Source organism: uncultured Desulfobulbus sp. (genome assembly GCF_963662935.2).
Lineage (GTDB): Bacteria > Desulfobacterota > Desulfobulbia > Desulfobulbales > Desulfobulbaceae > Desulfobulbus.
Genome location: NZ_CAXXTL010000003.1, coordinates 115,064 through 140,781, shown reverse-complemented (window position 1 = coordinate 140,781; position 25,718 = coordinate 115,064). Strand labels below are relative to the sequence as shown.

Annotated in this window: 20 protein-coding genes and 1 pseudogene; 5 read left to right on the top strand and 16 right to left on the bottom strand. The window is 57.7% G+C overall.

Going from position 1 to position 25,718, the window contains the following annotated elements:
* Positions 1-119: 119 nt before the first annotated feature.
* Positions 120-3,068 carry a CHASE4 domain-containing protein gene (locus tag ACHZCX_RS19420; protein ID WP_319588862.1) on the bottom strand — a complete coding sequence of 983 codons (2,949 nt, stop codon included), beginning with the start codon at positions 3,066-3,068 and terminating at the stop codon, positions 120-122.
* A gap of 301 nt (positions 3,069-3,369) precedes the next feature.
* Between ACHZCX_RS19420 and ACHZCX_RS19415 the strand changes: the two genes are divergently transcribed.
* Entirely contained in the window at positions 3,370-4,698 is a 1,329-nt protein-coding gene (locus ACHZCX_RS19415) for an HD domain-containing phosphohydrolase (protein WP_319588861.1), read from the top strand.
* Positions 4,699-4,735: 37 nt separating this feature from the next.
* Here ACHZCX_RS19415 and ACHZCX_RS19410 read toward each other — a convergent pair.
* The 14 genes and pseudogenes from ACHZCX_RS19410 to ACHZCX_RS19345 form a co-directional block, all read right to left on the bottom strand.
* A pseudogene (locus ACHZCX_RS19410) lies at positions 4,736-5,357 on the bottom strand (DUF4126 domain-containing protein).
* A gap of 58 nt (positions 5,358-5,415) precedes the next feature.
* Positions 5,416-6,459, bottom strand: coding sequence for a molybdopterin-binding protein (locus ACHZCX_RS19405; RefSeq protein ID WP_319588859.1), 1,044 nt, complete (start codon positions 6,457-6,459; stop codon positions 5,416-5,418).
* A 20-nt stretch (positions 6,460-6,479) separates the two neighbouring features.
* Positions 6,480-7,121: a histidine phosphatase family protein gene (locus tag ACHZCX_RS19400; RefSeq protein WP_319588858.1), complete on the bottom strand. Its 642-nt coding sequence runs from the start codon at positions 7,119-7,121 to the stop codon at positions 6,480-6,482.
* A complete protein-coding gene (locus ACHZCX_RS19395; RefSeq protein ID WP_319588857.1) occupies positions 7,109-8,266 on the bottom strand; it encodes a DVU_1551 family NTP transferase in 1,158 nt (385 codons plus the stop codon). Before ACHZCX_RS19395 ends, ACHZCX_RS19400 begins: the two co-directional genes overlap by 13 nt.
* Complete coding sequence (locus ACHZCX_RS19390; RefSeq protein ID WP_319588856.1) at positions 8,251-9,300, bottom strand: XdhC family aldehyde oxidoreductase maturation factor; 1,050 nt, start codon at positions 9,298-9,300, stop codon at positions 8,251-8,253. Before ACHZCX_RS19390 ends, ACHZCX_RS19395 begins: the two co-directional genes overlap by 16 nt.
* Positions 9,297-10,607 (bottom strand): DVU_1553 family AMP-dependent CoA ligase, encoded by a 1,311-nt coding sequence (locus tag ACHZCX_RS19385; RefSeq protein WP_319588855.1) that lies wholly within the window; start codon positions 10,605-10,607, stop codon positions 9,297-9,299. The genes ACHZCX_RS19390 and ACHZCX_RS19385 overlap by 4 nt, the downstream gene beginning before the upstream one ends.
* On the bottom strand, positions 10,604-12,019 hold the full coding sequence (gene trsS / locus ACHZCX_RS19380) for a radical SAM (seleno)protein TrsS (RefSeq protein WP_319588854.1): 1,416 nt from the start codon (positions 12,017-12,019) through the stop codon (positions 10,604-10,606). Before trsS ends, ACHZCX_RS19385 begins: the two co-directional genes overlap by 4 nt.
* Complete coding sequence (locus ACHZCX_RS19375; protein WP_319588853.1) at positions 12,009-12,464, bottom strand: DVU_1555 family C-GCAxxG-C-C protein; 456 nt, start codon at positions 12,462-12,464, stop codon at positions 12,009-12,011. Before ACHZCX_RS19375 ends, trsS begins: the two co-directional genes overlap by 11 nt.
* The gene (gene trsM, locus ACHZCX_RS19370; protein WP_319588852.1) at positions 12,457-13,200 is read right to left on the bottom strand and encodes a DVU_1556 family methyltransferase; all 744 of its coding nucleotides are present in this window, start codon (positions 13,198-13,200) and stop codon (positions 12,457-12,459) included. Before trsM ends, ACHZCX_RS19375 begins: the two co-directional genes overlap by 8 nt.
* Position 13,201: 1 nt before the next feature.
* A complete protein-coding gene (locus ACHZCX_RS19365; RefSeq protein WP_319588851.1) occupies positions 13,202-13,411 on the bottom strand; it encodes a DVU_1557 family redox protein in 210 nt (69 codons plus the stop codon).
* The gene (locus tag ACHZCX_RS19360; RefSeq protein ID WP_319588850.1) at positions 13,408-15,720 is read right to left on the bottom strand and encodes a pyridine nucleotide-disulfide oxidoreductase/dicluster-binding protein; all 2,313 of its coding nucleotides are present in this window, start codon (positions 15,718-15,720) and stop codon (positions 13,408-13,410) included. The genes ACHZCX_RS19365 and ACHZCX_RS19360 overlap by 4 nt, the downstream gene beginning before the upstream one ends.
* A gap of 119 nt (positions 15,721-15,839) precedes the next feature.
* Complete coding sequence (locus ACHZCX_RS19355; protein WP_319588849.1) at positions 15,840-18,557, bottom strand: molybdopterin-dependent aldehyde oxidoreductase; 2,718 nt, start codon at positions 18,555-18,557, stop codon at positions 15,840-15,842.
* A gap of 461 nt (positions 18,558-19,018) precedes the next feature.
* Positions 19,019-20,200, bottom strand: a complete 1,182-nt coding sequence (locus ACHZCX_RS19350; protein WP_319588848.1) for an iron-containing alcohol dehydrogenase — start codon at positions 20,198-20,200, stop codon at positions 19,019-19,021.
* 308 nt (positions 20,201-20,508) lie between these two features.
* Positions 20,509-20,700, bottom strand: coding sequence for a hypothetical protein (locus ACHZCX_RS19345; protein ID WP_319588847.1), 192 nt, complete (start codon positions 20,698-20,700; stop codon positions 20,509-20,511).
* A 95-nt stretch (positions 20,701-20,795) separates the two neighbouring features.
* Between ACHZCX_RS19345 and ACHZCX_RS19340 the strand changes: the two genes are divergently transcribed.
* The 3 genes from ACHZCX_RS19340 to nikR all read left to right on the top strand — a co-directional run bounded on the left by ACHZCX_RS19340 (position 20,796) and on the right by nikR (position 23,691).
* The gene (locus tag ACHZCX_RS19340) at positions 20,796-21,392 is read left to right on the top strand and encodes a hypothetical protein (RefSeq protein ID WP_319588846.1); all 597 of its coding nucleotides are present in this window, start codon (positions 20,796-20,798) and stop codon (positions 21,390-21,392) included.
* A gap of 461 nt (positions 21,393-21,853) precedes the next feature.
* Positions 21,854-23,275: a M48 family metalloprotease gene (locus ACHZCX_RS19335; RefSeq protein WP_319588845.1), complete on the top strand. Its 1,422-nt coding sequence runs from the start codon at positions 21,854-21,856 to the stop codon at positions 23,273-23,275.
* The gene (gene nikR, locus ACHZCX_RS19330) at positions 23,275-23,691 is read left to right on the top strand and encodes a nickel-responsive transcriptional regulator NikR (RefSeq protein WP_394708858.1); all 417 of its coding nucleotides are present in this window, start codon (positions 23,275-23,277) and stop codon (positions 23,689-23,691) included. Before ACHZCX_RS19335 ends, nikR begins: the two co-directional genes overlap by 1 nt.
* 12 nt (positions 23,692-23,703) lie before the next feature.
* Here the strand turns inward: nikR and ACHZCX_RS19325 are convergent, their stop codons facing one another.
* Entirely contained in the window at positions 23,704-25,083 is a 1,380-nt protein-coding gene (locus tag ACHZCX_RS19325) for a sigma-54 dependent transcriptional regulator (protein ID WP_319588843.1), read from the bottom strand.
* Between the two features lie 115 nt (positions 25,084-25,198).
* On the opposite strand from ACHZCX_RS19325, the gene tadA reads away from it, so the two are divergent.
* Positions 25,199-25,681, top strand: coding sequence for a tRNA adenosine(34) deaminase TadA (gene tadA, locus ACHZCX_RS19320; RefSeq protein WP_319588842.1), 483 nt, complete (start codon positions 25,199-25,201; stop codon positions 25,679-25,681).
* Positions 25,682-25,718: the final 37 nt, after the last annotated feature.

The window sequence follows — 25,718 nt, the reverse complement described above, 5'->3', positions numbered from 1 at the left end:
ATTATTCCTGGCAAACAGCCTCCACTTCTGATTTCTCCTCCCTGTGCAAAAGGGGCAAACGGCTTCATTGAGACGCCCCTGTTGGTCGCGGGTAGAATCCGGGAAAGGAATCAGAACGATCAGGGCTTTGTCTGCACTTCGTCGAGCACTTCGCGAACCTTGCTGGCGAGGACTTGCGGGGTGATCGGTTTGAGGAGGATTCTGCGGATGTTCAGACGATCGAGATTTTCTCCGGAAAGATCCTCCTTGTATCCGGTGTAGATGATCATCGGCGTCCGGGCTCCGATATCGTGGAGGCTACGGGCCAGGGCAATTCCAGTCAAACCGGGCATGGTCATATCGCTGATCACCAAATCAACCTCGGGGTGATGCGTGTTCAGGAAGGCCAAGGCCTGGAGGCTATCGGTGAATTCCGTTACCCGGTAGCCCAAATCCAGGAGAATTTCTCTGCCGATCTCCACCAGAAAAGGATCATCATCAACATAGACGATGTGCTCTTCGCCCGATGTCGGTGCTTCGACATCAGCAAGCAGCACCTCATCGGCGGCATTTAAGCTCCGGTGCAGGTAGATATCGAACTTGGTCCCCTGGCCTGGAGTCGACTCCAGGGAAATCAGCCCATTCAAGTTCTGGACGATGCCATGCACCACAGAAAGACCAAGGCCAGTGCCCTCATCTTTGCTTTTGGTGGTGAAGAAGGGGTCAAAAATACGGTCGTGGAGAGCCACGGGAATGCCGTGGCCGGTGTCGCTGATCCGAATGCGCACATAGTCGCCCAGGGGCAGCGTTGGATGCAGGGCAACGAACGCCTGGTCCAGGGTAACATCCTCCAGGGCGACCGACAGCGTGCCGCCGCGCTCCCGCATGGCATGGCCAGCATTGGTGCAGAGATTGAGCACTATCTGGTGAATCTGCACCGGGTCAGCCAGCACTGTGGCCTTTGAATTGAGCTGGTCCTCCATGGTGATGGTCGAGGGCAGGGTAGCCCGCAGCAGCTGCATCACTTCTCGGACAACCGGCTCCAATTGTACCGGCTGCAGGGTGGTTTCGGTCTTCCGGCTGAAGGCAAGGATCTGGTAGATAAGTTCCCGCGCCTTTTCGCCGGCAGCAAGGATCTTCCGCAGATATTCCCGCACCCTACTGTCCGCAGATTCTTTGATCAGGATGATTTCTGCATAGCCGATGATCCCCGCGAGGATATTGTTGAAATCATGGGCGATACCACCTGCCAGCGTGCCGATGGCCTCCATTTTCTGGTTTTGGCGGATATCTCGCTCCAGCAGGACCCGCTTGGTGTCGTCGAAGAGGTAGCCGCGGATGCGAACCAGTTCTCCCTGCTCGTCAAATTCACCGATCTCATTGCCGATACAATAGAGCGGCCGGCCATCCCGCCGCCGGAGTTCCGATTCATATCGTACCAGCTTGCCCTCCCGGCGAATCCTGTCGAGAAAGATCTCCCGATCCGCCCCGGAGGCATACTGGGTGACCACATTAGTCCGCTTGATTTCGTCGATGGTCTCGTAGCCAAACATGCGGGCATAGGCGAGGTTGCAGTCAATGATCTCGCCGGCGGCCGAAACGATGAAATCCCCCGTGAGGTCTTCGTCGAAAAACTGCCGGTAACGAGCTTCGCTCAGCCGTAGTTCGGCTTCCGCTTGCTTCAGCGGACTGATGTCAACAAAACTCTCAATTAGATATCTTTTTCCGCCATTTTCGATGCTGGCAACACTCTTTAAGACCGGCAACTCGCTGTGATCAGCGTGTATGAGCAGCCGCTCACTCAGATCAATCCGTTCGTTGTGGTCAAGGACAGGGCAATCATTATGGTCTCTGGGACAAACAAAAGTGTGACAGATTTGGCCGATTATATCATCAGGATGATGGCCGAGGAGAGCCGCTCCCGCCTTGTTGATTGTCACGATTTGACGGTCCTCAGCGTCCACAACCATGACGCCGCAATTGATGGTGTCCAGCACTCTCCGGAGATAGTGTTCTTTTTCTTCCTGGCTTTGACTGAGCCGCTGCAAGGTTTCGAGCATGGAGTTGATTTTTTCGGCAAGATAGGCAATCTCATCTTGCCCTTGCACCGTGACGCTCTGCCCCGGATCACCCTTTTCCTTGATCCGGTCAATCTCCCCGATCATCCTCACGAGTCGCTGGAGAACAATTCTGTTCAAAAGGAGGACGAGGACAACCACAAAGAAAAAACCGAGAAGAGCTGCGGAAACGGCATGCTGCTTCCACATCGCATATCCTTGCCGGAAAATGGTACGTGGCAGAGTGACCTGCACCGATGCATTCGGCTGGCCAAAGATATCGACAAGGACGGTGGACGCAAGCAGGGTGTTGTCATTCACGGTTTCAGTCAAGAAGTGTCCGGTTCCCCGTTGCCCCGTAATGGAGCTAGGGGGAGGCAAGGGGATAACGGCCAGATTCAATTGCGTCAGGGTGCTGATCCGATCTATCTCGTCTCTATTGAGATATCGACCGATGAGAAACCTCCCGCGGCTCGGTTGATTTCTGAGGCTTGGTATAACCGGGGAAGAAATCAGAAGCAGTGGCGCTGTCGGCGTGAGGATGACCCCGGTGTAAACCTCTAAGGAGCTATGGTCGTTGTGAACAAGCTGCGGCAAGGCCTGGATCGTCGCAACAGTTGAGATGTCCGGCTCCGCCGGCTTGGCGTTGATAAGATTAAAAAATTGTTGATGAACCAGTTGGCCTTGGGCGTTGAAAAACATCATGAAGTTGAGACGCTGGTCAATAAACGTCTCGTTCATGAGATTATTCTCGATAAATTCGGGGTTATGATCAACTACGAATTGAAAGGTGTCATCCCAGTATCCCCAATCCGTCCCAAAGGTTTGCAGTTTATCAAGGGTCGATCTGATTTCATTGACCACCCGCTGGACCTGTACTTTCGCGTCCTCCTCTTCAAGCGAGGCAAATCGTTTGAGCACCAGTTCCCGTGAGGTCAAAATCAAGGCAAGAATAAGAACACAGACGACCCCGAAAATCAGAGTGACCGTTTTGGTGACTATACTGCGATTGATGGTGCGAAAAGGGTGCATGCAGGCATCATCCTTGATGGGGATTCGAGAGGGAAGAGGAACCGAACCGTGGAAGTTTCGGATCTCATTATCCAAGAGCAGTATATACCGGTCCCTGGTCTCGATAAAGAAGTATTTCCATTTGGCTGGTGGTAAGGGGGCGTGGGCTAGCGCCTTATTTTGAGGGGAAAACTGAATCTGTCATCTGGAGTGCAGACTGCCGTTGTTGCCTAAAAATAACGATCAGGGTAGATATCGACCAGGATAGTCCTGCAAACGCTTAACTCCCCGGCATACAAGATGAAAAGCACTGGAGCGTACTGTGGCTAAACACCGATCCCTTTCCCTGCAAACCTTTGTCTACCGCACCCTCACGATCCGTCTGGCCCTCATGGGCAGTGTTATCGGGTTGCTGACCGCCGGTGTTGCGTACACGGTGGAGCGGCAGAACCTCAGTGCCCTGGTGGTTGAGGAGACCCGCACTGAAATCCAGTTGCTGATCTCGAGAACGGACGGGATTATTAAGGAGTCGGGGGCTGAGAAGCGGTTCGCCTTTCGTCAGGCCCTGGATGAACGCATTGACGTCCGGTTAGAGAGGGCAAGCGGCACCTATGTTTATATATGCTTTTATACTCCGGGCAATCCGGATATCGAGGAGCGCAGAGACGCTGGATACGACCTGGCTGACGAGGTGGCGCGGTTTGTCGGTTCGCAGCCCCGTTCCACCCAGGATATTGGTGAGACGGCCGAGATTGTCACCCTTGGCAACAGGATGCATGTGTATGTGGTCATGCCGCTGCTGGACCAGCGGCAGCAAAAAATCGGCTACGCCCAGGCGATTTTTGCCCCCTCGGATGCTGCCCGGACCGGTATGCAGAATAAACTGCGTCATACCGTTCTCCTCACGGTGCTGATTGTCCTCGCCACCAGCGGCCTGCTGTATCCGGTCATCCTCCATCTGGTGGGCAAGTTGGCGCTCTTTTCCCGGAACCTGTTGGATGCCAACCTCGAAACCCTTTCGCTCCTGGCCAGTGCCATTGCCAAACGCGACAGCGACACCGATGTCCATAACTTCCGGGTCACACTCTATGCCGTGCGCCTGGCAGAGGCCATGCACCTGGCAAACGACGAAATCCAGTCCTTGATCAAGGGCGCCTTTCTCCACGATGTCGGCAAGATCGGCATCCGCGATAATATTCTGCTTAAGGCCGGCGGCTTGGACGAGGAAGAGTTCAGCCTGATGAAGGAGCATGTGCGCCACGGCATGGACATTATCCGGGATTCGGCTTGGCTCAGCGACGGGGCCCTGGTTGTCGAAGGGCACCACGAAAAATTTGATGGCAGCGGCTATCCGCGAGGACTGGCCGGCGAGGCGATCCCGCTGCTGGCCCGGATCTTTGCCGTGGGCGATGTCTTTGACGCCCTGACCTCGCGAAGGCCTTATAAGGAGCCGCTCTCCTACGAGGCGGCGATGTCGATTCTGCACCAGGGGCGCGGGACCCATTTTGACCCGAAGATTGTCGATGCCTTTGCGTTCATCGCCCCGGAACTCTACCGCTCCTGCGCAGGCCGCGACGATCAGGGGTTGCGCGACGAACTTAAGACGGTAATTGCCCATTATTTCAGCAAGGGGGAGATTCTGTTGTACTGAAGGGATCGGCCTGCCGGTTGCCTCAGGGACACGGAAATCAGGAATCGATTTTTGGGGAGTTTTCAGCCGGGTTCGTCAGGCGGCGGAAGACAAATTGAATGCCCCGCCAGAGACGGGGAATCATCCAGATGGCCACCAGGAGAAAGAGGCCGAGGAAGACCAGAAAGAACCATGGGTGTTGGACAGCCGCCCAAATCCCGCCGATCACCACCAGATCCTCGCTGATCGACAGAACCCAATTGCTGAAGGGTTCGGGCGAGGTGTTCACCATCACCCTGGTGCCGGCCTTGACTGCATGGGTGCCAGCGGAAAGGGTGCCGCCCAGAATTCCGGCGGCTACGGTCACGGCTGGATCCACCTGCCCTACGGCACCAGCCGCCAGGATCGCGCCGGCCGGGATGCGAATAAAGGTGTGTAGGGTATCCCAGGCTGTATCGACCCCCGGCACTTTATCTGCAAAAAATTCGATCAGATACATCAGGCCAGCCGCGCCCATCACCCAGGGATGGGCCAGCACCTGCAGATCCGGGGGTAAATGAATCGCCCCGTTGACGGCCATCAGGCAACATCAGCATGGCTGCGTACAGGTTGATGCCGCTGGCCCAGGCGACCCCCAGGGTGAGGCTGATGATGTTGGCGATCTGGCCGGGACTGTCCATTTTTAACCCTTGTTGCTGCTCAGCTCTGGCGAAGGCTGTTGATGACACTGCCGTATTTTCATGTTTTTCCGAAGCTGCAGACTGGATATTGGCAGTGGGTGCAGTTCCGGCACAGCCCGCCATGGCCCATGGCGGCGAGTTCTTCCCGGCCGATGGATTCCCCTGTCAATATGCGCGGCAGCACAAGGTCGAGCACGGTGATTTTGTGAAACATGCCGCAGGCGGGCACCCCCAATACCGGCACGGTCCCTATCCGGCCGACCAGAAACATGGCTCCCGGTAAAACCGGCGTGCCGTAGACCATGGCCTCTGCTCCGGCTTCTTTGATGCCCAGACGGGTGACATCGTCCGGATCCACCGACATGCCGCCGGAGGTGACGATCAATTGGGCGCCATGCTCCAGGCAGGTGCGAATCTCTGCTGCAATCAGCGCAGGATCATCGGGGGCAAAACCCACAGAGGTCACCGTCGACCCTAACCTGGCCAGTTTTTCGCGCAGGACCTGCTCGAACCGGTCCTGAATACGGCCGTAAAAAACCTCGCTGCCGGTAATCACCAGGCCCGCCCGCACCTTGGCGAGCGGCAGCACCTGGATGACCGGCATCCCCGATGTAGCTCGAGCCACCGCTTCTGTCACCATCTGCCGTTGTGCCATCAGGGGAATCAATCGGGTCGCGGCCACCTGCTCACCTTTACTGACCGGGGTGTTGTCCTGCAGGGTGGCGCACATGACTTCGCCCAGCAGATTGAACTGCAACAAGGCCTCCCGGTTGATTTTCAGCAGACCGTCCACGGTTGCGGTGATGGTTGCCTTGCCCTCGATGATTTCCGGTGAATACTCGACGCCCGTTCCGGTGAGTGCCTCGGCCATCCTGAGGGCTGCCTCGTTTTCGTGGATATCGTCGGGCCCCAGTTGGAGAACATAGATATGCTCCTTGCCAAGACGCCGAAGGTGATCGATATCTTCCAGCCTGATGATGTGTCCTTTTTTGAACGCCCGTCCTTTAAAGCTATCTTTGACGATTTCGGTTATGTCGTGGGGCAGGACCATGCCCACAGCTTGCTCCACCGGTATGGTTATCTGAAGGGTTGCCTGTGTCATAATGGTCTGTTCTATCCTTCTCATTCATTCTTTTGGTTATCATGGAGCTGGAGCAGGTCGCTGCAAGGCGCGCCGAGGTTGACCGCGTTCACCTGCAAGTGTCCGCCAACGTGCAAGAGGATGTTCACCCCGCAATAGTCTTGGGGAATTTCCAGCAACCGTTGCAGCGGCTGATGCAGCAATCGGGAGAGCACAACCCGGTTGACGCCTGCATGGGCGACGATGAGCAAGGGGCCGCAATGGTTTTCCGCCAGCGTCAGCAGGGCAGGAAAGCAACGGGCGGCCAGATCGCCAAAGCTCTCTCCTCCCGTTGGTCGATATTTTTCGAGATCCAGGCCGCGTTGTTCATACGCGCCGGGAAAGCGGGCGCGGACCTCTTCCACCGTTAATCCTTCCCAAGCGCCCAGGTTGATTTCCGTGAGTGCTGCAAGGGGCGTAATCGATTCGGCATTTTTCCCGCTGACTAGGGCTGCGGTTTGGACAGCCCGTTGCAGAGGTGAGGAGAAAACGTGGGTGAATGCGATCGATGCGAGGTGTTCGCCCAGAATCATGGCCTGACGGATGCCTTTGTTGTTGAGCGGCAGGTCGGTCTGGCCTAGGAAGCGGCGGGGAACGGGCTTGTCGATTTCGCCATGGCGAAGAAGATAGATCAGGGTTTGCATCCGGCAACTGCCATCTCGGTGATGACCTCCAGGGGTTGGCCCGCCTCGGTCTCCACGGCGGCGGCTATCCGCAGAGCCTGGTCATAGCGGCCGCGAATGGCGTGGACTGCCTCAGGATCGTTTTGGTAGAGAGTCAATTTTTCCTCGAATCGTTCGCCGATGCAGACAATCCGGCTGCCCCGAACCAGTTTGTCAGCGAGATGGACAATCTCCCGTTCGCTGATCGCCATGGCGGGTGTCCAATCCACATCCCTATGGGCGGCAATGATGTCAGCGGCCCGATCAAAGCCAAGCGCACGCAACCAGCGCGCCCCTTCCTCCTCATGCCGGGGATGACCTTTAGCGATATCATGCAGCCAACCGCAGACTCGGCACAACTCCGGATCCAGTTCACGACCACTCTGGCGGATGGTCGCTTCACAGAGGGCCACCGCCACCTCGGCCACCATGCGGCCGTGCGCCCGACCCTTTTCAGGCATGGGATGGAGATGCTCAAGGATGACCTCGCATTCCGCCATGGTTGGAATATCGCATCGGTTCAATCGCAGGCATCCACTTATGTAATCCTCGCGGGTGTCCATGTCAAAGTGGATGTTGCTGTCGGCCACCTGAATTTCGCGCACCTGTTCCGGCTGTTCAGCCTCGATCTGGGCCAGCAGGGTGCGGAGACCGCCTTCGGGCTGGTGTCTGCCGTTGATGATGGGGATCAGGTTTGTTGCCAGAAGCGGCGGGTGGCCACGGCGATCGGCAAAAGCCGGGTAGAGGATGTGGGCCTTTCCTTCGGTAAAGGATTGGTGCAGAAGCCGAATCGTCCCGCGCCGAACCAGAGGGATGTCCACAGGTAGCAGGAAAAAACCGTTGCTTCCCTCGGCTATCCGGCGGACGCCTGCCCGGATGGAGCTGTACATGCCGGAGGCAAAGTCCGGGTTAGGGGCAACGCGCGCTCCGGCCTGCTCGGCGATGGCTCCGACTTCGTCAGCCCGGTGACCGGTGACCACCACCAGATCCTCAATGCCGCAATCCTGGAACAGGGCAAGGCAATGCTCAAGCACTGTCCGCTGACCCAGGGGGAGCAGGGCCTTGAGTTCGCCCATCCGCGAGGAGAATCCAGCGGCGAGGATGAGGGCGCTCAGGCGAGGTGCCATGCCTTTCTGCCGGTGGCCCGTTGATAGATCAGTTCGCCGACAATGGAAACAGCAATTTCCTCCGGGGTGTCGGCTTCAATGGCCATACCAATGGGGCAGCGTACCTGTTCCAATTGCGCCTCTTTGATCCCTTGGTCCATCAGTTTGACATAAATGCTGTTGCGTTTTTTCCGGCTGCCGATCATGCCGATATAGCCGGCCTGTGTGCACAGGGCTTGGCGCAATACTTCCAGGTCGTGCATATGCCCACGGGTGACGATCACCAGGTAGGCGTCAGCATCGATCTCATATCCCTGGAAACAGTCGGCAAAGGAAGGCAGGACCTTGATCTCGTCGGCCAGTGGAAAGCGTTCCCGGTTGGCAAATTCGCGGCGGTCATCCATGACCACCACCCGGAAACCAACCCGGGCTGCGGCTTCGGCGGTACAGGCGGCGACATGACCGGCGCCAATCAGGAAGAGGTTACCGCCGACCGCAAAGGAGGAAACCAAATACTGCTGATCCTGATGGTCAATGAGGGTGGCGGCCGAGGTGGAGGGCCGAAGTTCTTTGATGGCTGAGAGAAGGGATTCCGGTGCATCGGTCGAGTTCGTTCGACCCTTGTGATCCATGACAAAGTGCTGGACGCCGCTGCCTGCATCAAGCGGACTGACCAGCACGGCCCGGCGGCCCGATTCCATCGCGGTGAGCAGGGTCCGGAACAGGGCACGGTTGTCCTCGTCAGCCCGGATGTATTCGAGGAAGAGCTCCATGTGGCCGCCGCAGATCATGTCGGAAACCGCGGCGTCGCCGTTGGAGAGATCAAAGGTGCGGTGATGCGAAAGCCCTGTCTTGAAGCAGTTTTCTGCCTCCTGCATGGCTTGGGCTTCGACCAGACCGCCGCCGATGGTGCCGCCAATGCGACCATTTTTGCGGATGATCATTTTAGCGCCGGCCAGCCGGGGCGTTGAACCGGATTGACTGGAGACGGTGACGAGAACGAGATCCTCCCCGTCATCGAGGGTGGTGCATATCTGTTGGATCAATTTTTTCATGGTTGAGTGTCCTTGCGGTTGTCGGCGAGCGTGCGTTTACCGGGGTGAATCGTGGTTCCGGGTTCAAGGGCGAGTTTGACGTTCAGGCCTTGGAGGAGTGGCTGATGGGCCAGGGCTTCGGTTGCCAACTGTCGCACCTGTTCGCCGCTTTCCGGCAGGGTGGTCAGGTGGAGCTGGAGGGTTTCCCGGCCGTTGACGTTGATCAGGCCGGCCTTGAAATCAAGCAGGCCAGGGAGGGCAAAGAGCAGTTCATCAAGATGGTGCAGGGCGAGCTGGACGCCATTTTGAAGAGTGCGGATGTGATTGATCCGTCCCAGAACCCGGTCTAGCCGCTGGATGGTACTGCCGCAGGGGCAAGGGCCGGGGAGGAGACGGCCCCAGTCACCGGTGCGGTAGCGGAGCAGCGGCATGCCGGTGCGGGTGAGGGTAGTGAAGACGATTTCGCCCCATTCGCCAGCAGACAGGGGAGTTGTTGTTTGCGGGTCGATGATTTCAAAGAGGAGATCCGCCTCGCGCAGATGGGTCCCGCAATGGGCCGCGCAGTCGACGCCGCCGCCCAGGCCGGTCTCGACCGTACCGTAGTGGGTGAAGATTTCGCAGCCGAGCAACCGCTGCAGCTCCCTATGCAGGCTTTCCGGGATGGTGTCCGAGCAGAGGAGCACAGAGCGAATCGTTCCCAGCGGTATGCCCATGGATGCCGCGACTCTCGCGACAGCCAGCAGCTGCACCGGAAAACCCACCAGAACGTCGGCCTGAAGTGAGGCCAGGGTTCGGACTGCCTGCTCGGGATCGACAACCAAACCAACGATATGGCTGACCACCTGCATCCGCTCCAGAGCCCGAGCCAGCAGGTGGCCGGTGGAATCCGGCGTGGTGCCCGGCAGCAGGATCGCCACCGTTTGTCCAGGTTGGGTCAAATGGTGCATGCCGATATGGAAAAACTCCAGGGTGCGCTCCAGATCCTCCTCGGTGAAACAAATTCGCTTGGGCGCGCCGGTGGTGCCGGAACTGGGAAGGGTGATAATCCGGGCCACCGCATCCTGGCTGACGCAGAGCATCGAAGGGCCATGCTCGCGTAACTCGGTCTCGCTGGTCAGGGGCAGGGTGGTTAAGTCAGCCAAACCGCGAATTGTTGGAACGCCCGCAGCGGCCAGTTTGTGCCGGTAAAAGGGTGAGTGTTGACGGCAATAGGTAACCAGGGAATACAGCCGCTCCCCCTGCCAGGCCTCGATGGCCGCCCGGGTGAGCGGTTGGGCAGTCGAACCGATGGTCCGGCCGATCAAGGTTTCGAGAGTGGTGGGGTTCATGGCCGCTTCAAGCCCCGGTAGAGTGGTTTTCCGAGATTTGATGTCATGTTATAGGCGCAAAAGGGAATCAGCTTACCCTCCGGCGACACCACATGGATGCAGCAGCCGTGCAACCGCTCCAGGTCCAGGTTCCATGCGTCCTGGAAGGCCATGGCTGAGATGGAAAAGGTGTGGGTGCGGGCACGGGCGAGGAAACGATCGAAATCGTCCAGTGGTTTTTGAAGTTCATGTTCACAGACGCAGGGCGCGGCGGCTAAAGCGAGCGGCAGCGGCGGCGCTGACCATTGCCGGGCGGTGAAATCGACGCTTTTCTCTCTGCCTTCCAGGGCTGTGGGAATAATGGCCTTGGGCTCGCCGGTGGAGCAGCAGGCCGACTGGCGATTGCCCAGCGGTGTCAGGCGACCGTCTTCCTCCACCAGAAAGTTGCCGTGGAAGGAGCAGAGCGCATGTTCACAGGAGGGCGGGGCAAAGTGCTCGGCTCGGATCGCGCCGCCGCATTGCGCCTGGAGCAATTCGATCACCTCGGGCAGGGTGAGCCGATCGTCGTCGGCCGGTCCTTGCGGATAGCGGCCAAAATAACTGATCGGCTGAAAATGGACCCCGCGCACCGTGGGGGCGCGGCGGATGGCGTAGTCGATGACTGCCCCTATCTCACTGGTGTTGACGCCTGGAATCAGGGTCGGCACCAGGACCACGCCCAAACCGGCGGATGCGCAGTGGGCAATGGCCTGTTCCTTGATCTCGCGCAGGTCGCGGCCGCGCAGGGCGATGTGCACACCGCTGCTCAGGCCGTCGAACTGGAGGAAGACCGAGGCTAGTCCGGCCGCTTTCAGCGAAAAGGCGTATTCCGGATCAGCGGCCAGATGCAGGCCGTTGCTGTTGAGTTGGATAAACCCGAATCCCTTGCTCCGTCCAAGCTCGACGATGGCGGCCAGATCGTCGCGCATGGTCGGCTCGCCACCGGACAGCTGGATGTTGCACAGACCGGAGGCCGCTAAGATGCGATCATACAGAAAGCCGATCTGATCCAGTGTTGGCTCGGCAGCCGCAGCCTCCCCTCCGGCATCGGCAAAACAGACCGGGCAGCGGAGGTTGCAGCGGCTGGTGATCTCGATCAGGGCGGTGCAGGTGTGTTGGCCGTGTTCCGGGCAGAGGCCGCAGTCAAAGGGACAGCCGTTTTCGCCGGCGGTAAAGGTTTGACGCGGTGCAGAGGGTTTCTTGGGCCGCAGCCAGGAGGCAAATGGAATCGAGCCCCGCCAGATAGGAGTGCGGAAGGTACCGTGTTCGGGGCAGTGCTTGACCTGGTAGACGGTATTGCCTTGCTGCTCGCGGATGGCGGCAACCCGCTGCAGACAAACTGGGCAGAGGCTCTCGGTGGACGAGAGCAGTTGGATGGGACGATCAGCGAGCACCGGCCTGTTCCTTGGGGAGACTGGGGTCGATGTTGTGCTCGGCCAGGATGCCGAGGAGGGTCTCGCGGGCCCGCACCATGATGTTGCCGCAGACCTCGGGCTTGCGACCGCCATTGAACGCAATAATGTCGTCGCAGCGGATGCCGCCCCAAGAGGTAGCGCTCCCTTTAAACCAGTCCATGAACTGGGCCAGCAACAGGGGGGCGCAGTCCAAAGCCTGTTCCTCGGCGCTGCCCTTGGCTGAGTACAGGGCCAGGACGCAGGCGGCCCCGCTGGCCACACCGCAGAGGTCGCCGGTGCCCGAACCTTCGCACAATCCGGCCATGGCCCGGACCAAGGAAATGTTTTCCTCGCCCATGTCGTCCAGGCTCAGCTTGATCATGATCTGGCTGCAGCAGAAGCCCTGGGCTGCCAACTGCATGATACGCAGTGCGGTTTCATCCATGGCACACACCTTTTTCGGCGACCAAGGCGTAGTACCCCAGCGGCGCTGCGGCCAGGGCGCAAAAGGTGCGGCGGGCCTCGTCCTCCCCCATGAATAGTTGCCAGAATTTTTCCAGACTGCCATGGGAAAAGATGATCTGGCCGGCCAGTTGCTTGAGCAGATCGCTGCGCTCACGGAGCGTAACCAGGGTGAAACCGGCCTGCGTCAATCCCTCGGTGACCACGTCCAGGGGCAGGGCGCGGCTGGCGCAGCTCTGCAGATCGGGCAGATCGGGCTGCAATTCCGGCCGTTTGCAGTAGATGTCGGTGAGAATCAGGACGCCGCCGGGCCGCAGTACCCGGTGCATTTCCCGCAGGCTGGCGGTGATGTCACCGGTCAACGAGAGGACGCATTCGCAGACGATGCCGTCAAAGCTCTGATATTCGCAGGGGATGGCGGTTGCCGATCCCTGAATCAGTTCGGCGGCCGGTGCCTGTTGCGCCGCTTTTTCCAGCATGGTTTCGGAGGGGTCGAGGCCGGTGGGGAGCAGGCCAAAGCGGGATGCCATCAGATTGAGGGTATGGCCGGGGCCACAGCCGATGTCAAGCATGGCGGAACCAGGTTCCAGGTTGCAGAACCGCAGCAATTCGCTGGTCAGCGCAAGGCCGCCGGGTCTGAGTGTGCCGCCGGTCAGCTCAAACAGCTCGTCCTGTTCGTAAAGGGTGACCACAGGAGGGGGCAGGCAGGTTGCGTTCATTTTACTTATCTTCCAGCAGTTGTTCCACATCCAGCATCTTGCCCACGGCCAGACTCTCCGGGACCAGGATAAAGCCGCATTGTGTACAGGCCATGAGCTCGACGTTGAACGATCCGCCCAGGTAGGTCACCATCACTTTGGCGGGTTGCAGGGGCTGGCGGCATTGGTTGCACTGCCAGGCGGTGGCTTCAAGAAAGGCATAGGTGCTCATTGGTGGTCCTGCGGCAGCTGCATGCGGTGGCTGTAGCCGGTATGGATTAGGAACCCCTGGTCCGTGGGTTCGTACTCGACCCAATAGGTCACCCGCACCGGCTTGAAGGCGGCCAAACGGTGCTTGTTGTCCGGGTTGATCAGATATTTACCCGATACTTCGGCCTGGTGGATAACCTTTTGCAGATCGTCTTCAAGGACGCGGCGGCTGTTGAGCAGATCCAAGACCTCTTGATTGAGGATCAGGCGGATTTTTTTATATTCGGAAACCTGATCGGTTGCCTCCGGCCAGAGGGTGGTCAGCAGGTCGCGCTTGAGCCGGGCCCGGTTCTCGTGGCGTTGGGAAAAACCAGGGTTGGGACGGGTCAGCGGGCTGCCGCCCTCGGCTGCCGGGAAGAGGTAATCGAGGAGATGGGCGACCGGCTTGCCCGTGGCCGCCAGGTTGTCCCGGCACATGGCGCAGTAGGCCAGGCCGTCGTGTGTGCTCCGCTCCGCCTTGACAACCGCGGCCTTGCGTCCCAGGGGCTGATTGGCCATCTGCATCAGGCCGCCGTAGCCACAACAGTCGGCGAGTTCACCGTTGAAGGCATGTTCGACAACGTTCAGCCCCAGTTTAGTGCAGAGGCTGCGGATGCTGGTCTGCATCCCTTGCTGATGGCGGGCGGTGCAGGGATCGTGCAGGGTCAGCGGCGTGGCGTGCTGTTGTTTGTTCTGGGAACTGGCCGGTAACTCCAAACCATCGAGCACTTCCCAGAGTGAGGTCGTTTCGAGCTCACCGGCGAATTCCTTGAAAATGGAGAGGCAGGAAGAACAGGCGGTGATCACCATCGGGTTGCCCAACCGTTTGATCTCCATCTTGAAATCCTGCACGATCTGCTGGAACAGTTCCTTTTGCCCTGCCCAGTGGGCCTGGATACCGCAGCAGCCGAGCATCAGGCCGACACCGCCTTGCAGCTGATCGACAAGAAAACCATAGGTGCGCTTGACAGCCTCCGGTGCCGAACCGGCCAGCTGGCAGCCGGGATAGAAGAGGAAGCGGCTGCTTGCGGTCCCCGGCTGGTGGCGACTGAGGCTGCAGAGCTCGCCCAGGCTGAAGTGCATGTCCTCCAGGGCGAAATCGTGGGGCGAGGGCGGCATGTGCTGGTTGTCCACCATGTTCTCGCGGGTGGTGCGGACAACCTCGGCTACCGGGAAATCGTTGGGGCAGATCACCGTGCATTGGCCGCAGAGGCTGCAGGCGTTGATCATTTTATTGGCGTTGCGCGTACCCTGGACAATGGCCTGATTGTTGTAAATCTTGCGGATCAGGGTTTTGGGATATTCCTTGTATTCGCGCAGGTAGACGCACTGTTTGACGCATTCCATGCACTCGCATTGAATGCAGCGGCTGGCCTCAGCCTGGGCCTCGGTTGCGGTATAGCCGCTGGCCGGGTCCGCCGGGAGGATTTCTGCGGCCGGGGCATAGTGTTTGGTGACGGTGACCATTCGGGTGGCGCAACTACCTTCTTTGTCCCGCTGGGCGGTGAGGGAGACCTTTTGAAGAAAGCGCTCAATCGACAGGGCCACCCTGCGGCCGTCATCGACCTGTTTGATCACCGAATAAACTTGGCCATGATGCGTGCCTCCGCCGCCAAAGCACCCTTCCCGGTCGAGGGCCAGGGTGAGCGGGTCGAGTTTGCTTGAACCGAAGGGCAGGAGCGAAGCATCGATTTCGTCCCAATCGAAATAGGCGGCATCGTGGGTTGTGATCAAGGTGTCAATGGCTGCCTGATCAAGGTGGGCGGAGGTCTGCAACGTCACGCCATACCCTTCGAGAAGGGCAACAGACTGGCTCAGGGCGGACTGGGGCAGGGCGGTTTCCGGGTAGTTGCGCAGGCTGCCGCCAAGGCTGGAGCTGCTGGTGATTAGAGTGGTCGGCCGACCTTTGCGGGCCAGGTCCAGCGCGGCGGTCATGCCGGAGAGACCGGCGCCGATCACCACCACCTTGCCGCCCTTGGCCGGTAGTCTGGGGAGTTTTAAAACGGTCTGGGTGTTGACGACGCAGAACTGCTCGAGCCGGCCGACGGCCAGCGGGTCGCCGATCTCGCCGCGTTTGCAGAAGGGGCGGCAGGGCTGGTCGCAGAGACGGCCGATAATGTCGGGGAAAGGCATGGTCCGGTCGAGGATTCGCCTCGCCTCTCGTAAATCCCCTTTAGCCATGTTGCCCATAAAGGCACGAACATCGACATGGATGGGGCAGGCTGCGGTGCAGAATGGAAGTTCTTCCTGAATGCAGCGGGCCTCGAGCTCTCTGAGTTGCGGTTGATCCATGGTCAGGTGAAAAGTCCGTAGGGAAACAGTCTGAAAGGGGGGGGGCAGGACCTGAACATCCTCCTCCCCCCATTTGCCTTAACAACTCAATAGCTCAATAGCTATTGAGTTAATCACCCTTACTTCGGCATAGCAGCCAGCACCTTCTCCGGCAGGGCCGGCAGATGACGGATGCGAGCACCGCAGGCATTGTAGATGGCGTTGATGACCGCGGCGTGCGGGCTGGTCAACGGCATCTCGCCGACGCCGGATGCGCCGAACGGGCCGTCCGGACGCGGGCTCTCGACATAGATGATCTCCATGTTGTCCGGAATCTGCTTGATGTAGGGGAAACCGGCTCCGGCCAGGGTCGAGTGCTTCTTGATGTCCTCGAAGTCCTCGGTCAGCGCCAAGCCGATGGCCTGGGCCAAGCCGCCGTAGATCTGGCCGTCAACCACCAGACGGTTGACCACCTTGCCGACGTCGGCAACGCAGATCATGGATTCCACCGTGGTCTTGCCGGTGGCGACCTCAACGGCCACTTCGGACATGAACAGCCCGTACATATAGCAGCAGAAGGGGCTGCCTTGGCCGTTGGCGTCACAATCCTTGGCCGGGGCGCTCCACTTGCCGTTGACCTTGGTGGGGATTTTTTCCGCCACCATCTCCTCGTAGCTGCGGAAGGAACCATCCGCTTTTTTCATCGATTTGATCAGTTCCTCGCAACCAACGCGGATCGACTGACCAACCACGACCTGACTGCGGCTGCCGCCGGCCGGGCCGGAGTTGGGGCACTTGCTGGTGTCGTTCATCACCAGACGAATCTGGTCGGCGCTCAGTCCGAGCGGCAGCAGTGCCTCGTGGGCTGTTGCCAAGGTCCCCATGTCCGCGCCCTGGCCGTGATCTTCCCAGGTGTTGAAGATGGTGACCGTGCCGTCGGCATTGAGTTCGACATTGCTTTCGGCGGTATCGGGGCCGTCCAGACCGGAACCATAGACACCGATGGCCACGCCCACGCCGCGCTTGATTGCGGCGGTGGAGTTGGCGGCAACCCGTTTTTTGGCTGCCTCATATTTGGGACGCAGAGTGTCGATCATTTGCGGCAGGGAGAAAACCTCCGGTGTTTGTCCGGTGGGGGTGGTAGCGCCTGGGCGGTAGACATTTTTGTACCGCAGATCCAGGGGGTCCATGCCCAGTTTTTCTGCCAGCTCGTCCATTGCGACTTCCGACGGAAACTCGCTCTCGGTCGAACCGTAGCCACGGAAGGCGGAACCCCAGGCGTGATTGGTGCACACGGTGCGGCCTTCGCCGCGAATGTTTTTGATGTCGTAACCGGCGCCGATGAACTGGGCACCGCGCAGGGTCAAGAGATCACCGAACTCGGAATACGGTCCATGGTCAACCGACCAATCGCTCTCCATGCCTAGCAGTTGGCCGTCTTTGCTGGCAGCATAACGCACCGTGGTCCAGAAGGGTGAACGTTTGCCGGTGTAGGTCTGCTGCTGGAAGTAATCGTAGCACAAGAAGACCGGACGATTGGTGGCGATGGCGGCCGCGCCGACCAGGGCTTCCATGGTCGGGCTGAACTTGTAGCCGAAGGTGCCGCCGGCGTTGTTCTGGATCAAGACCAGATTTTCCGGCTCCACGCCCAGACCAGGGGCGATCATATACAGATGCAGATGGATGCCGATGGACTTGGAGTGGATCACCAGTTTACCGTTGTCGTCGTGGTAGGCGTATCCGACATCCGGTTCAATGGGCATATGCGGCTGGCGGCCAACATAATAGTTGCCCTCAACCACAACATCGGCCTTGTCGAAAATCGGTTGGGTTTCCTCGCCCTTGGCGATTTTCTGGACATAGTAAATGTTCGGGGTGCCGGGATGAATCTCGATCGCGTCCGGTTCCATGGCCGCCGGAGCGGACATGTAGGCGGGCAGCTCTTCGAGCTCGACTTTGACCTTTTTGGCTGCGGCCTTGGCGTTTTTCTCGGTGTCGGCGCAGACAATGGCCATGGCGTCGCCAAACTGGAAGACCTTGGTATCGCACAGGATCGGACGATCCCAGCCATCGCCCAGGTTGGACGGGAAGGTGATCAGGCCGGTGATGCGGTTTTTGCCCTTGATGTCCTTGGCAGTGACCACCTTGAAGACACCGGGCATTTTTTCGGCCTCGGAGGTGTCGATGGAAAGAATGTTAGCGTGCGACACCTCGGCCTGGACCAGAGCCATTTGCAGGGTGCCTTCCGGAAGCTGCAGGCCGCTGTCGGCGCCGAAATCCCAGGTGCCGGCCACTTTGGCGGCGGCGCTGGGGCGCGGCATATTGGTGCCGAACACCTTGCCGTCTTTGGGAATCTTATAGGCCAGATCCTGCATGGTAATCTCGCCTTTAAGTACCTTTACCGCATCCATAACTGCATCGACCAGCATTTTGTAGCCGGTGCAGCGGCAGGCATTTTTGTATTTCTGGAACCAGTCGCGAACGTCTTCGCGGGTAGGATCGGGGTTGGCGTCGATCAGGGCCTTGGCGGATACAATGAAGCCAGGGGTGCAGAAGCCGCACTGGGCGCCGCCGTGCACCATCCAGGCCATCTGCAGGGCATGCAGATCTTGGGGGGTGCCGATGCCCTCAATGGTGGTGATGGCGGCACCGTCGGCAACCCGTTCCATTTTGGTGATGCAGGAGCGGATCAATTTGCCGTCCATGATCACGTTGCAAGCGCCGCATTGTCCCTTGCCGCACCCCACTTTGGTACCAGTGAGTCGCAGGCTTTTGCGGATAACGTCGGACAGTAAATCAGCGTTCTCGCTCACAACCGAACGCTCAATACCATTGACGTACAATTTTTTTCTCTGCATGAGTTACTCCCATAAAAAATATTAGTGAACTATACGAGGTGCCGTATTTTTTAAAGAAATTTTTTTTTAAAACTGATTCCAGCCTATCTTATGGATGTCATTTTTAACAGTACGGGTGTTCTGGAAAATGCGCGGATACTGATGCAAGCAAACGGATAGCATGCCAGAGGTGAACATCCGTTGCACATTCGTGTGTCGAGCGGGCAGTGTCCCCTGTTGGTTGTTCCAGCCGCCAAGAGATTGGTTGTTTTCAGGATCGGAGGAGCAGGGTCACAAGGAGTGAAAGACCCTGCCTCTCCTTTCCAGGGGGAACGTGAAATGCGGGACGCAGCCTCGCGTCCCGCAACGCCAACCACAGCGTAACTGGTTCCAGTGAAGAGTGTGCAAAACCGGTGCAGCCCGCACAGGCCAAGTCAGGGAAAACAGGGGCAGGCTGCACCGGGGTATTCAACGTCCTTCCATCACAGAGCGGCAGTGTAGATGGCTTTGACATCCACATCCTTGGGACAGCGCGGATTGGTCAGGCCGCAGGCGTCCTTCTGAGCATTGGCGACCATGGTATCGATGTCGGATGCCTTGACATCCTTGCCATACCGCTTGCCCAACTCGATCAAACCACCGGGGATACCGATATCGGCGGACAGCTTCTTGATCGCCACCAGGGCCAGCTCAGCGGCATCGCGGGGGGCCAGGCCGGTGGTGACCTCACCCATCAACTGGGCGATCTTGATAAAGCGGTCCATCTTGGCGATCAGGTTGAACTTCTCGACATGCGGCAAGAGGATGGCATTACACTCACCGTGCGGCAGATCATAAAAGCCGCCCAGCTGATGGGCCATGGCGTGCACATGTCCGAGGCTGGCGTTGTTGAAGGCCATGCCGGCCAGGTACTGAGCAAAACACATGCCTTCGCGGGCCTCAATGTCCTGGCCGTTGGCCACGGCCGGGCGCAGGTACTTGGCAATCAATTCAATGGCTTTCTCGGCGGCGGAGTCGGTCATCGGGTTGGCGATGGTCGACACGTAGGCCTCAACGGCGTGGGTGAGGGCGTCCATACCGGTGGCGGCGGTCAGTGCCGGCGGCATGCCCATCATCAGGATCGGATCGTCCACGGCAATGCCCGGAGTGACGCGCCAGTCAACAATGGCCATCTTCACGTGCCGGGAGGTGTCGGTGATGATGCAGAAACGGGTCATCTCGGAAGCGGTACCCGCAGTGGTGTTGACCGCCAAGTAAGGCGGCATGGGCTTGGAGGATTTGTCGACGCCTTCATAGTCGTGGATCTTGCCGCCGTTGGCAATCACCAGACCAACGCCCTTACCGCAGTCGTGGGAGGAACCGCCGCCCAGGGTGATGAGGGAGTCGCATTTCTCTTTCTTGTAAACGTCGACGCCAGCGTGGACGTTCTTGTCGGTGGGGTTAGGGATTGTTTCATCATAGACCACATATTTCATCTTGGCGGCGTCAAGCAGATCGGTGATCTGCTTGGTGATGCCCGCGCCGGTGATGCCCTTGTCGGTGACGATCAGCGGTTTGGAGCCGCCCAGGGCCTTGATTTTGTCCGGGATCTGCTTGGAAGCACCAATTCCGATGAGGGTAACGCTGGGAATGAAATAACCGTAGACTTGTTCACGAACTGCCATAATGACACCATCCTTTTCTAAATTTGGGGGGGAGTTCTTTTTTGTCCTGCAAAAGTTCCTGCCTCTCTTTGGATCCAAATATGCGCTACCTTGGTTTAGCAAGCGGTGTGCCATGAATAAATCGCATATTTTCATGATGTTACTGCTGGTTTCGTCGGGACGATACTTCCTTAAATCGACAGAAAACGACCATAGGAAGACTGAGCAGGTCAGAATGTCCTCGGAAATCGTGCGATGGGGCAAAAGAGTCCTGGAGATGGAGCCGAGAGAAGAGAAGCATGCATCGCGACGCCTTGAGTCAATGTGTCTCAAGATGCGGTGAAAGGAACCTTGAGCGTGGGAGAATGGCGGAGATTGGAAAAAATATCCCTGTAAAAGAGAAGGTTATAACGAGATGGGTCAAAAGGACACGGATAAGGGCTGGGCTGGGTCATACTGTCCGGCATGTCGACGAAGAAAAACAGGTCGATTTTTTGCTGCGTGTTTTTCACTGCTCCCATGAGAAACGCTCCCTATTCGGTTCCCCTGCGCATCCTCTTGTGGTAGGAATGTGAGAATAAGAAACTGATTACTTCTCACGAACTATCACCTCCCCATGAAGACTGAACCACCTCCCCAACTGACCCTGGCGCTGCCTGAAGAGGCGGTGGCTGGTTTTGCTTCCCTGCTTCAACATGGCATTCTTTATGCCGTTGACCAGCCGGTCGCCATCCTGCCGTTCCTGCTCGCCCTTCCCGGTTTTACCTCGGAGTACATCGAGAAGACTGTGCAGACGATTTTTATCGATGGGATTGCTGCCGATAGTCTGGACCGATCCTTGGCCGCCGGCTCCACCCTGGCCCTTTCCGCCGCCATGCCGGGGCTTGCTGGGGCGATATTCCGGCGTCAGGGACTGCATGGTTCCCTGCGGAGTCAGCCCGCCGCCAAGGTGGCAACCAATCCGTCCGCTTCCGGCTTTATCACGCTGAAACTGTTCAACAGTATTGCCGCCGACCGGGTCCGGGACCTCCTGATCCAAGGAATTTGCATTTCCGGCAAGGCCTTGCACGACTTCGCCGCCAGGCGGGAACATCTCTTTCAGCCGCCGGTGGTATTGTCGTTTGCCGGTCAGGCCCTGGACTCTGCCGATTTGTTGGGAGTCGTTGCTGGGATTCCGGTTTTAATGGTGAAGGCGAGGTTGATGCCGGAATGATTGCGAGCGCATGGGCCATTGTCTGATGGGCGTTGAACCTGAAAAGGTTCTGGCAGAGGCGGATGTGCTCTGGGACGGCGATGTTTGGTTCCGGAATACGTTGCGTTGCATTCCGGCGAAAGACTTTTCCCCTCCAAGCGGCATTTCGATGCATTTTTCCGCACTTTTCAGGCGGAATAATCTTTCCTGAATTAGGCGAGGATGAGAAAGTCATTCAGTCTCCTAATATCTGTTCTGATGGTTAGTCTGCTGTCTGTGGCTGGTCTGTCCACTGTCTTCCGCTCTCTAATTTCTCCTCACCTTTCCCTGCTCGCTGGTTATTGACCGCATGAACCAGAGTTTGAACCGGCAGCGGTAAGAAAAAAGACCCCCTCAGAGTTGCAGCAACCCAAGGAACGCGTTACTTTGATGAGAACTGTCCGAAATCCGGCAGTTCCACACCAATAACCCGATGCCGCCCTATGAAAAACAGGAAAAAAAATATCCTTCGCCTCATCGCTCTTTTCACCCTTTTTGTTTATGTAACTCTGCCGCTGCAGGCGTTCGCTTTGAGCATCGGTGAGGAACGGAAGATCGGTGATCAGTTGCTCTTTTCGATCCGCAAGGAGCTTCCTGTTCTTGAGGACCCTGATATCAGTCAGTATATCAACACCTTGGGAAGGAAAGTTCTGGGAACCATTGGGCCACAATATTTTGAATACCGTTTTTTTGTGGTCAAGAGCAATCAGTTCAACGCCTTTGCCGCCCCAGCCGGCCTGGTTTTTTTCTTCAGTGGTCTGATCGAGACTATGAATACCGAGGATCAGCTGCTTAGCGTCCTTGCCCATGAGATCGGCCATGTGGTCAGCCGTCACATTGCTCAGCGGCTTGAGAAGAGCGCCAAGGTCAGCGCCCTCTCCCTACTGCTCGGCGTTGCTGGTCTGGCTCTGGGGGTCCCCGGACTCTCCCAGGGTTTATTGACCGGATCGATGGCCGCCGGTCAGACCATCAATCTGCAATACAGCCGCGAAGACGAAGAGCAGGCGGACCGTCTTTCTTATGGCTGGATGCAGCAGATGCAGCGCGATCCTGAGGCCATGGAGGCGATGCTCCGAACCATGCGGCGCATCACCCGGTACCGCATGGGCAGTGAAGTGCCCCAATATCTGTTGACCCATCCCAATCCCGAGGCCCGGTTGGGCTATGTCCAGTCGCTGCTGGAACTGGAAAAGCAAAAAGCCGGAAAAACATATGTGAAGACCGATAATTTTGATTTTCTCCGCTTCAAATACCGGGTGCTGCTGCAGGCCTCTGACCTCGACAAGCTGCGAACCCACTGTGCCAATACCCTGGCCTCGGCCACGGAGGTCGAACAGCGGATCCTGGCCCATTACGGTCTGGCGCTGGTCGAGGCTGAGGATCGCAACTATGACCAGGCATTCCGGCACTTGGCCACTGTAAGGGAGCAGTATCCGCGCAAGGATATTCTCGAGATTGACCGAGCTGTTCTGCTGGTGCAGGGAGGACGTTACGAGGAGGCTCGGCCAATTCTGGAACAGGCAGTCAAACGCGACCCGAACGATATGTATGGCGTGTATCAATTGGCCAAGATGGAATTGATGCGCGGCAACAATCCAAGGGCGGAGCAATTGCTGCAGCGGGTGGCGACGGTCATGCCCGAGTATCCGCAGCTCTACTTTGATCTGGGTCAAATCGAATCGAACCGGGGCAGGGAAGGGGTCAGTGTCTTTTATTTGGGTAAGTTCAACCTCTACCAGGGGAAAATCAAGATCGCCCAGCAGTATCTCAACCGGGCCTCAAAGGATACCAGTGTCCCGGAAAAATTGCGGGCCGAGGCACGCGCCCTGGTCGAAAAACTCAAGGATTTGGAAAAAGGAATCTGATCGCCATGCTTATACGATTTTCCGTTTCAATGGACGAAAAGCTTCTCACCCAGTTTGACGATTATATCGGACACCGGGGCTATTCCAACCGCTCCGAGGCGGTTCGCGACCTGATCAGGAAGGTGTTGGTGAATGAGGAGTGGGAACAGGACAGCGAGGTGGTGGGGGTGGTGACCCTGGTGTACAATCATCATCAGCCACAGCTTCAGGAGAAGATCACCGAGTTGCAGCACGAGTACCACCACCAGATCACTTCAACTACCCATGTGCACATGGATCATCATAACTGCCTGGAAGTGACGATTGTCAAGGGCAGGGCCTTCCAGGTGCGCGAGTTGGCTGAAAAGTTGATTGCCCTGCGCGGAGTCAAGAACGGCAACCTGACCATGTCGAGCACCGGCGGTCACCTGCATTGAACCGTGAGGTGTCTACTCTTTCTTGTGCTTCCGCCAGTTCTGGTGGGTGATGCCGAATTTTTTGATTTTGTAATTCAAGGCGCGGGGACTAATGCCCAGACATTGGGCCGCATCCTTTTGCACCCAGAGATTTTCAGACAGGGCTTTGAGGATCAGTTCCCGCTCATGGACCTCCAGGTGTTCAGTGACCTGGATCAGCGGCGCCATGGTTCGCCCCAGTTCCGGGATATGCATCGAAGCCAGGCCAATCCGATCTTCTTCCTCAAGAATGACCGCTCGCTCGATGGTGTTGCCGAGTTGCCTGATATTGCCGGGCCAGTCATATCCCTGGATCATAGCCAAAACTTCAGGGGTGAAGCCGGTGATGTTGCCTTTGTTTAACGAAGCGGTCGATTTTTCCAGGAGTTTCATCGCCATGGGTGCCAGGCAGCGGGCGCGGTCCTTGAGCGCTGGCAGGTGGACCGGCAGGACACTAATCCGGTAAAAGAGATCCTCGCGGAATTTGCCGGCGGCGATTAGTTCAGGCAGATCTTTGTTGGTGGCGGCAATGAGCCGCACATCCACCTTGATGGTTTTGTTGCCTCCTACCCGTTCGAAGGATTTGTCTTCCAGCACCCGCAGGAGCTTGGATTGGATTTCCAGCGGAATTTCACCGATTTCGTCGAGAAAGATGGTGCCGCCGTCGGCCTGTTCGAAGCGACCGATCCGTTGTTTGTCGGCGCCGGTGAACGATCCTTTTTCATGGCCGAAGAGTTCGGATTCCAGCAGGGTCTCCGGGATGTTGGCGCAGTTGATCTTGATGAAGGGCCGGTCGTGGCGGGGTGAATTGTGATGGACCGTTCCGGAGAGGAAACTCTTGCCCGTGCCGGTGTTGCCGGTGATCAGGATGGTGGCGTCGGTGGAAGCGAATTTTTTTAAACTTTTAATGACGGCCTTGAAACTCTCACTTTCGGCAATGATCCGGTCAAAGCTGTAGACGATATCCTGGGTGCGGCGGAGATAGGCCAGTTCATTCTCCTGTTGCCGCTTGTAAAGGGCCTGACGCACCGTTCGTTTGACCCGACCTGGGGAGAGGGGCAGGTTGAGGATATCGTAGATGATTGGTTCCAGCTTCTTGTCGAAGTGGACGCAATCTTCCGATTCGCAGGTGATAATGACGGGAGTAAACGGCGACTGTTCCTGAATTTTTTCCAGAAGCTTGAATTTTTTGCCATTTTCGGGCTGGAAATTCATGAAGATAATGTCGTAGGGCTTTTTGCTGACCTCGGTTTGGAAGGAGAGAGGGTCATTTTGAAAGGTGAGATCGAAATTCGCCTCCAAAGCCGTTTCGATACTCAGCCTGCTTTCCGGGGGACATTTATACGCGAGAACTGCGGCTTTTTTCTCATTCATGGCCCATGTACCTGTTGCTGGTTTCGATTTTGTTTTTTCAATGTCTTTTTCGTAATTATAAACCTCCTCCCCGGAAAAGCAATCGGAACTTTTGTCGCTTATGCAGAGAGAAATCATGAAGCTAACATCTGAGGACTGTGGACAACCGGCAACGGATTGCCGGATGATGGAACGAGCTCTTGTCCAGGCTAGGCTGGCCGCCGCTATGGGTGAGGTGCCGGTGGGGGCGGTGGTGGTCGATGTCGATGGGACGGTCCTGGCCGAGGCGGGCAATAATTGTATCAATGCTTCCGACCCCGCCGGCCATGCTGAAATGAGGGCCTTGCGCCAGGCGGCCCGCACTGTTGAAAACTATCGGCTGCCAGGTGTCACCGTCTACGTGACCTTGGAACCTTGCCCCATGTGCGCAACTCTGCTGGTTCACGCCCGGATAGGGAAATTGGTCTTTGGTGCCGTCGACCCAAAAGGCGGAGCTGTTGTCTCGAAATACCGGATCGGTAGTGATGGCCAGCTCAACCACAGTTTTGCAGTCACTGGCGGGATTTGTGCCGAGGAATGCAGCCGACTCTTGCGGGACTTTTTTCGGAACCGGCGTTAGTTTTCTGTTGTAAAAAAGGTGGACTCAGGATAGAAAA

Bases quoted from the DNA above. Each gene is read 5' to 3' on its own strand.
- ACHZCX_RS19420 (WP_319588862.1), bottom strand. From the start codon at position 3,068: ATGCACCCTTTTCGCACCATCAATCGCAGTATAGTCACCAAAACGGTC.
- ACHZCX_RS19405 (WP_319588859.1), bottom strand. From the start codon at position 6,459: ATGACACAGGCAACCCTTCAGATAACCATACCGGTGGAGCAAGCTGTG.
- ACHZCX_RS19400 (WP_319588858.1), bottom strand. From the start codon at position 7,121: ATGCAAACCCTGATCTATCTTCTTCGCCATGGCGAAATCGACAAGCCC.
- ACHZCX_RS19395 (WP_319588857.1), bottom strand. From the start codon at position 8,266: ATGGCACCTCGCCTGAGCGCCCTCATCCTCGCCGCTGGATTCTCCTCG.
- ACHZCX_RS19390 (WP_319588856.1), bottom strand. From the start codon at position 9,300: ATGAAAAAATTGATCCAACAGATATGCACCACCCTCGATGACGGGGAG.
- ACHZCX_RS19385 (WP_319588855.1), bottom strand. From the start codon at position 10,607: ATGAACCCCACCACTCTCGAAACCTTGATCGGCCGGACCATCGGTTCG.
- ACHZCX_RS19375 (WP_319588853.1), bottom strand. From the start codon at position 12,464: ATGGATGAAACCGCACTGCGTATCATGCAGTTGGCAGCCCAGGGCTTC.
- trsM (WP_319588852.1), bottom strand. From the start codon at position 13,200: ATGAACGCAACCTGCCTGCCCCCTCCTGTGGTCACCCTTTACGAACAG.
- ACHZCX_RS19365 (WP_319588851.1), bottom strand. From the start codon at position 13,411: ATGAGCACCTATGCCTTTCTTGAAGCCACCGCCTGGCAGTGCAACCAA.
- ACHZCX_RS19360 (WP_319588850.1), bottom strand. From the start codon at position 15,720: ATGGATCAACCGCAACTCAGAGAGCTCGAGGCCCGCTGCATTCAGGAA.
- ACHZCX_RS19355 (WP_319588849.1), bottom strand. From the start codon at position 18,557: ATGCAGAGAAAAAAATTGTACGTCAATGGTATTGAGCGTTCGGTTGTG.
- ACHZCX_RS19350 (WP_319588848.1), bottom strand. From the start codon at position 20,200: ATGGCAGTTCGTGAACAAGTCTACGGTTATTTCATTCCCAGCGTTACC.
- ACHZCX_RS19345 (WP_319588847.1), bottom strand. From the start codon at position 20,700: ATGGGAGCAGTGAAAAACACGCAGCAAAAAATCGACCTGTTTTTCTTC.
- ACHZCX_RS19340 (WP_319588846.1), top strand. From the start codon at position 20,796: ATGAAGACTGAACCACCTCCCCAACTGACCCTGGCGCTGCCTGAAGAG.
- ACHZCX_RS19335 (WP_319588845.1), top strand. From the start codon at position 21,854: ATGAAAAACAGGAAAAAAAATATCCTTCGCCTCATCGCTCTTTTCACC.
- ACHZCX_RS19325 (WP_319588843.1), bottom strand. From the start codon at position 25,083: ATGAATGAGAAAAAAGCCGCAGTTCTCGCGTATAAATGTCCCCCGGAA.
- tadA (WP_319588842.1), top strand. From the start codon at position 25,199: ATGAAGCTAACATCTGAGGACTGTGGACAACCGGCAACGGATTGCCGG.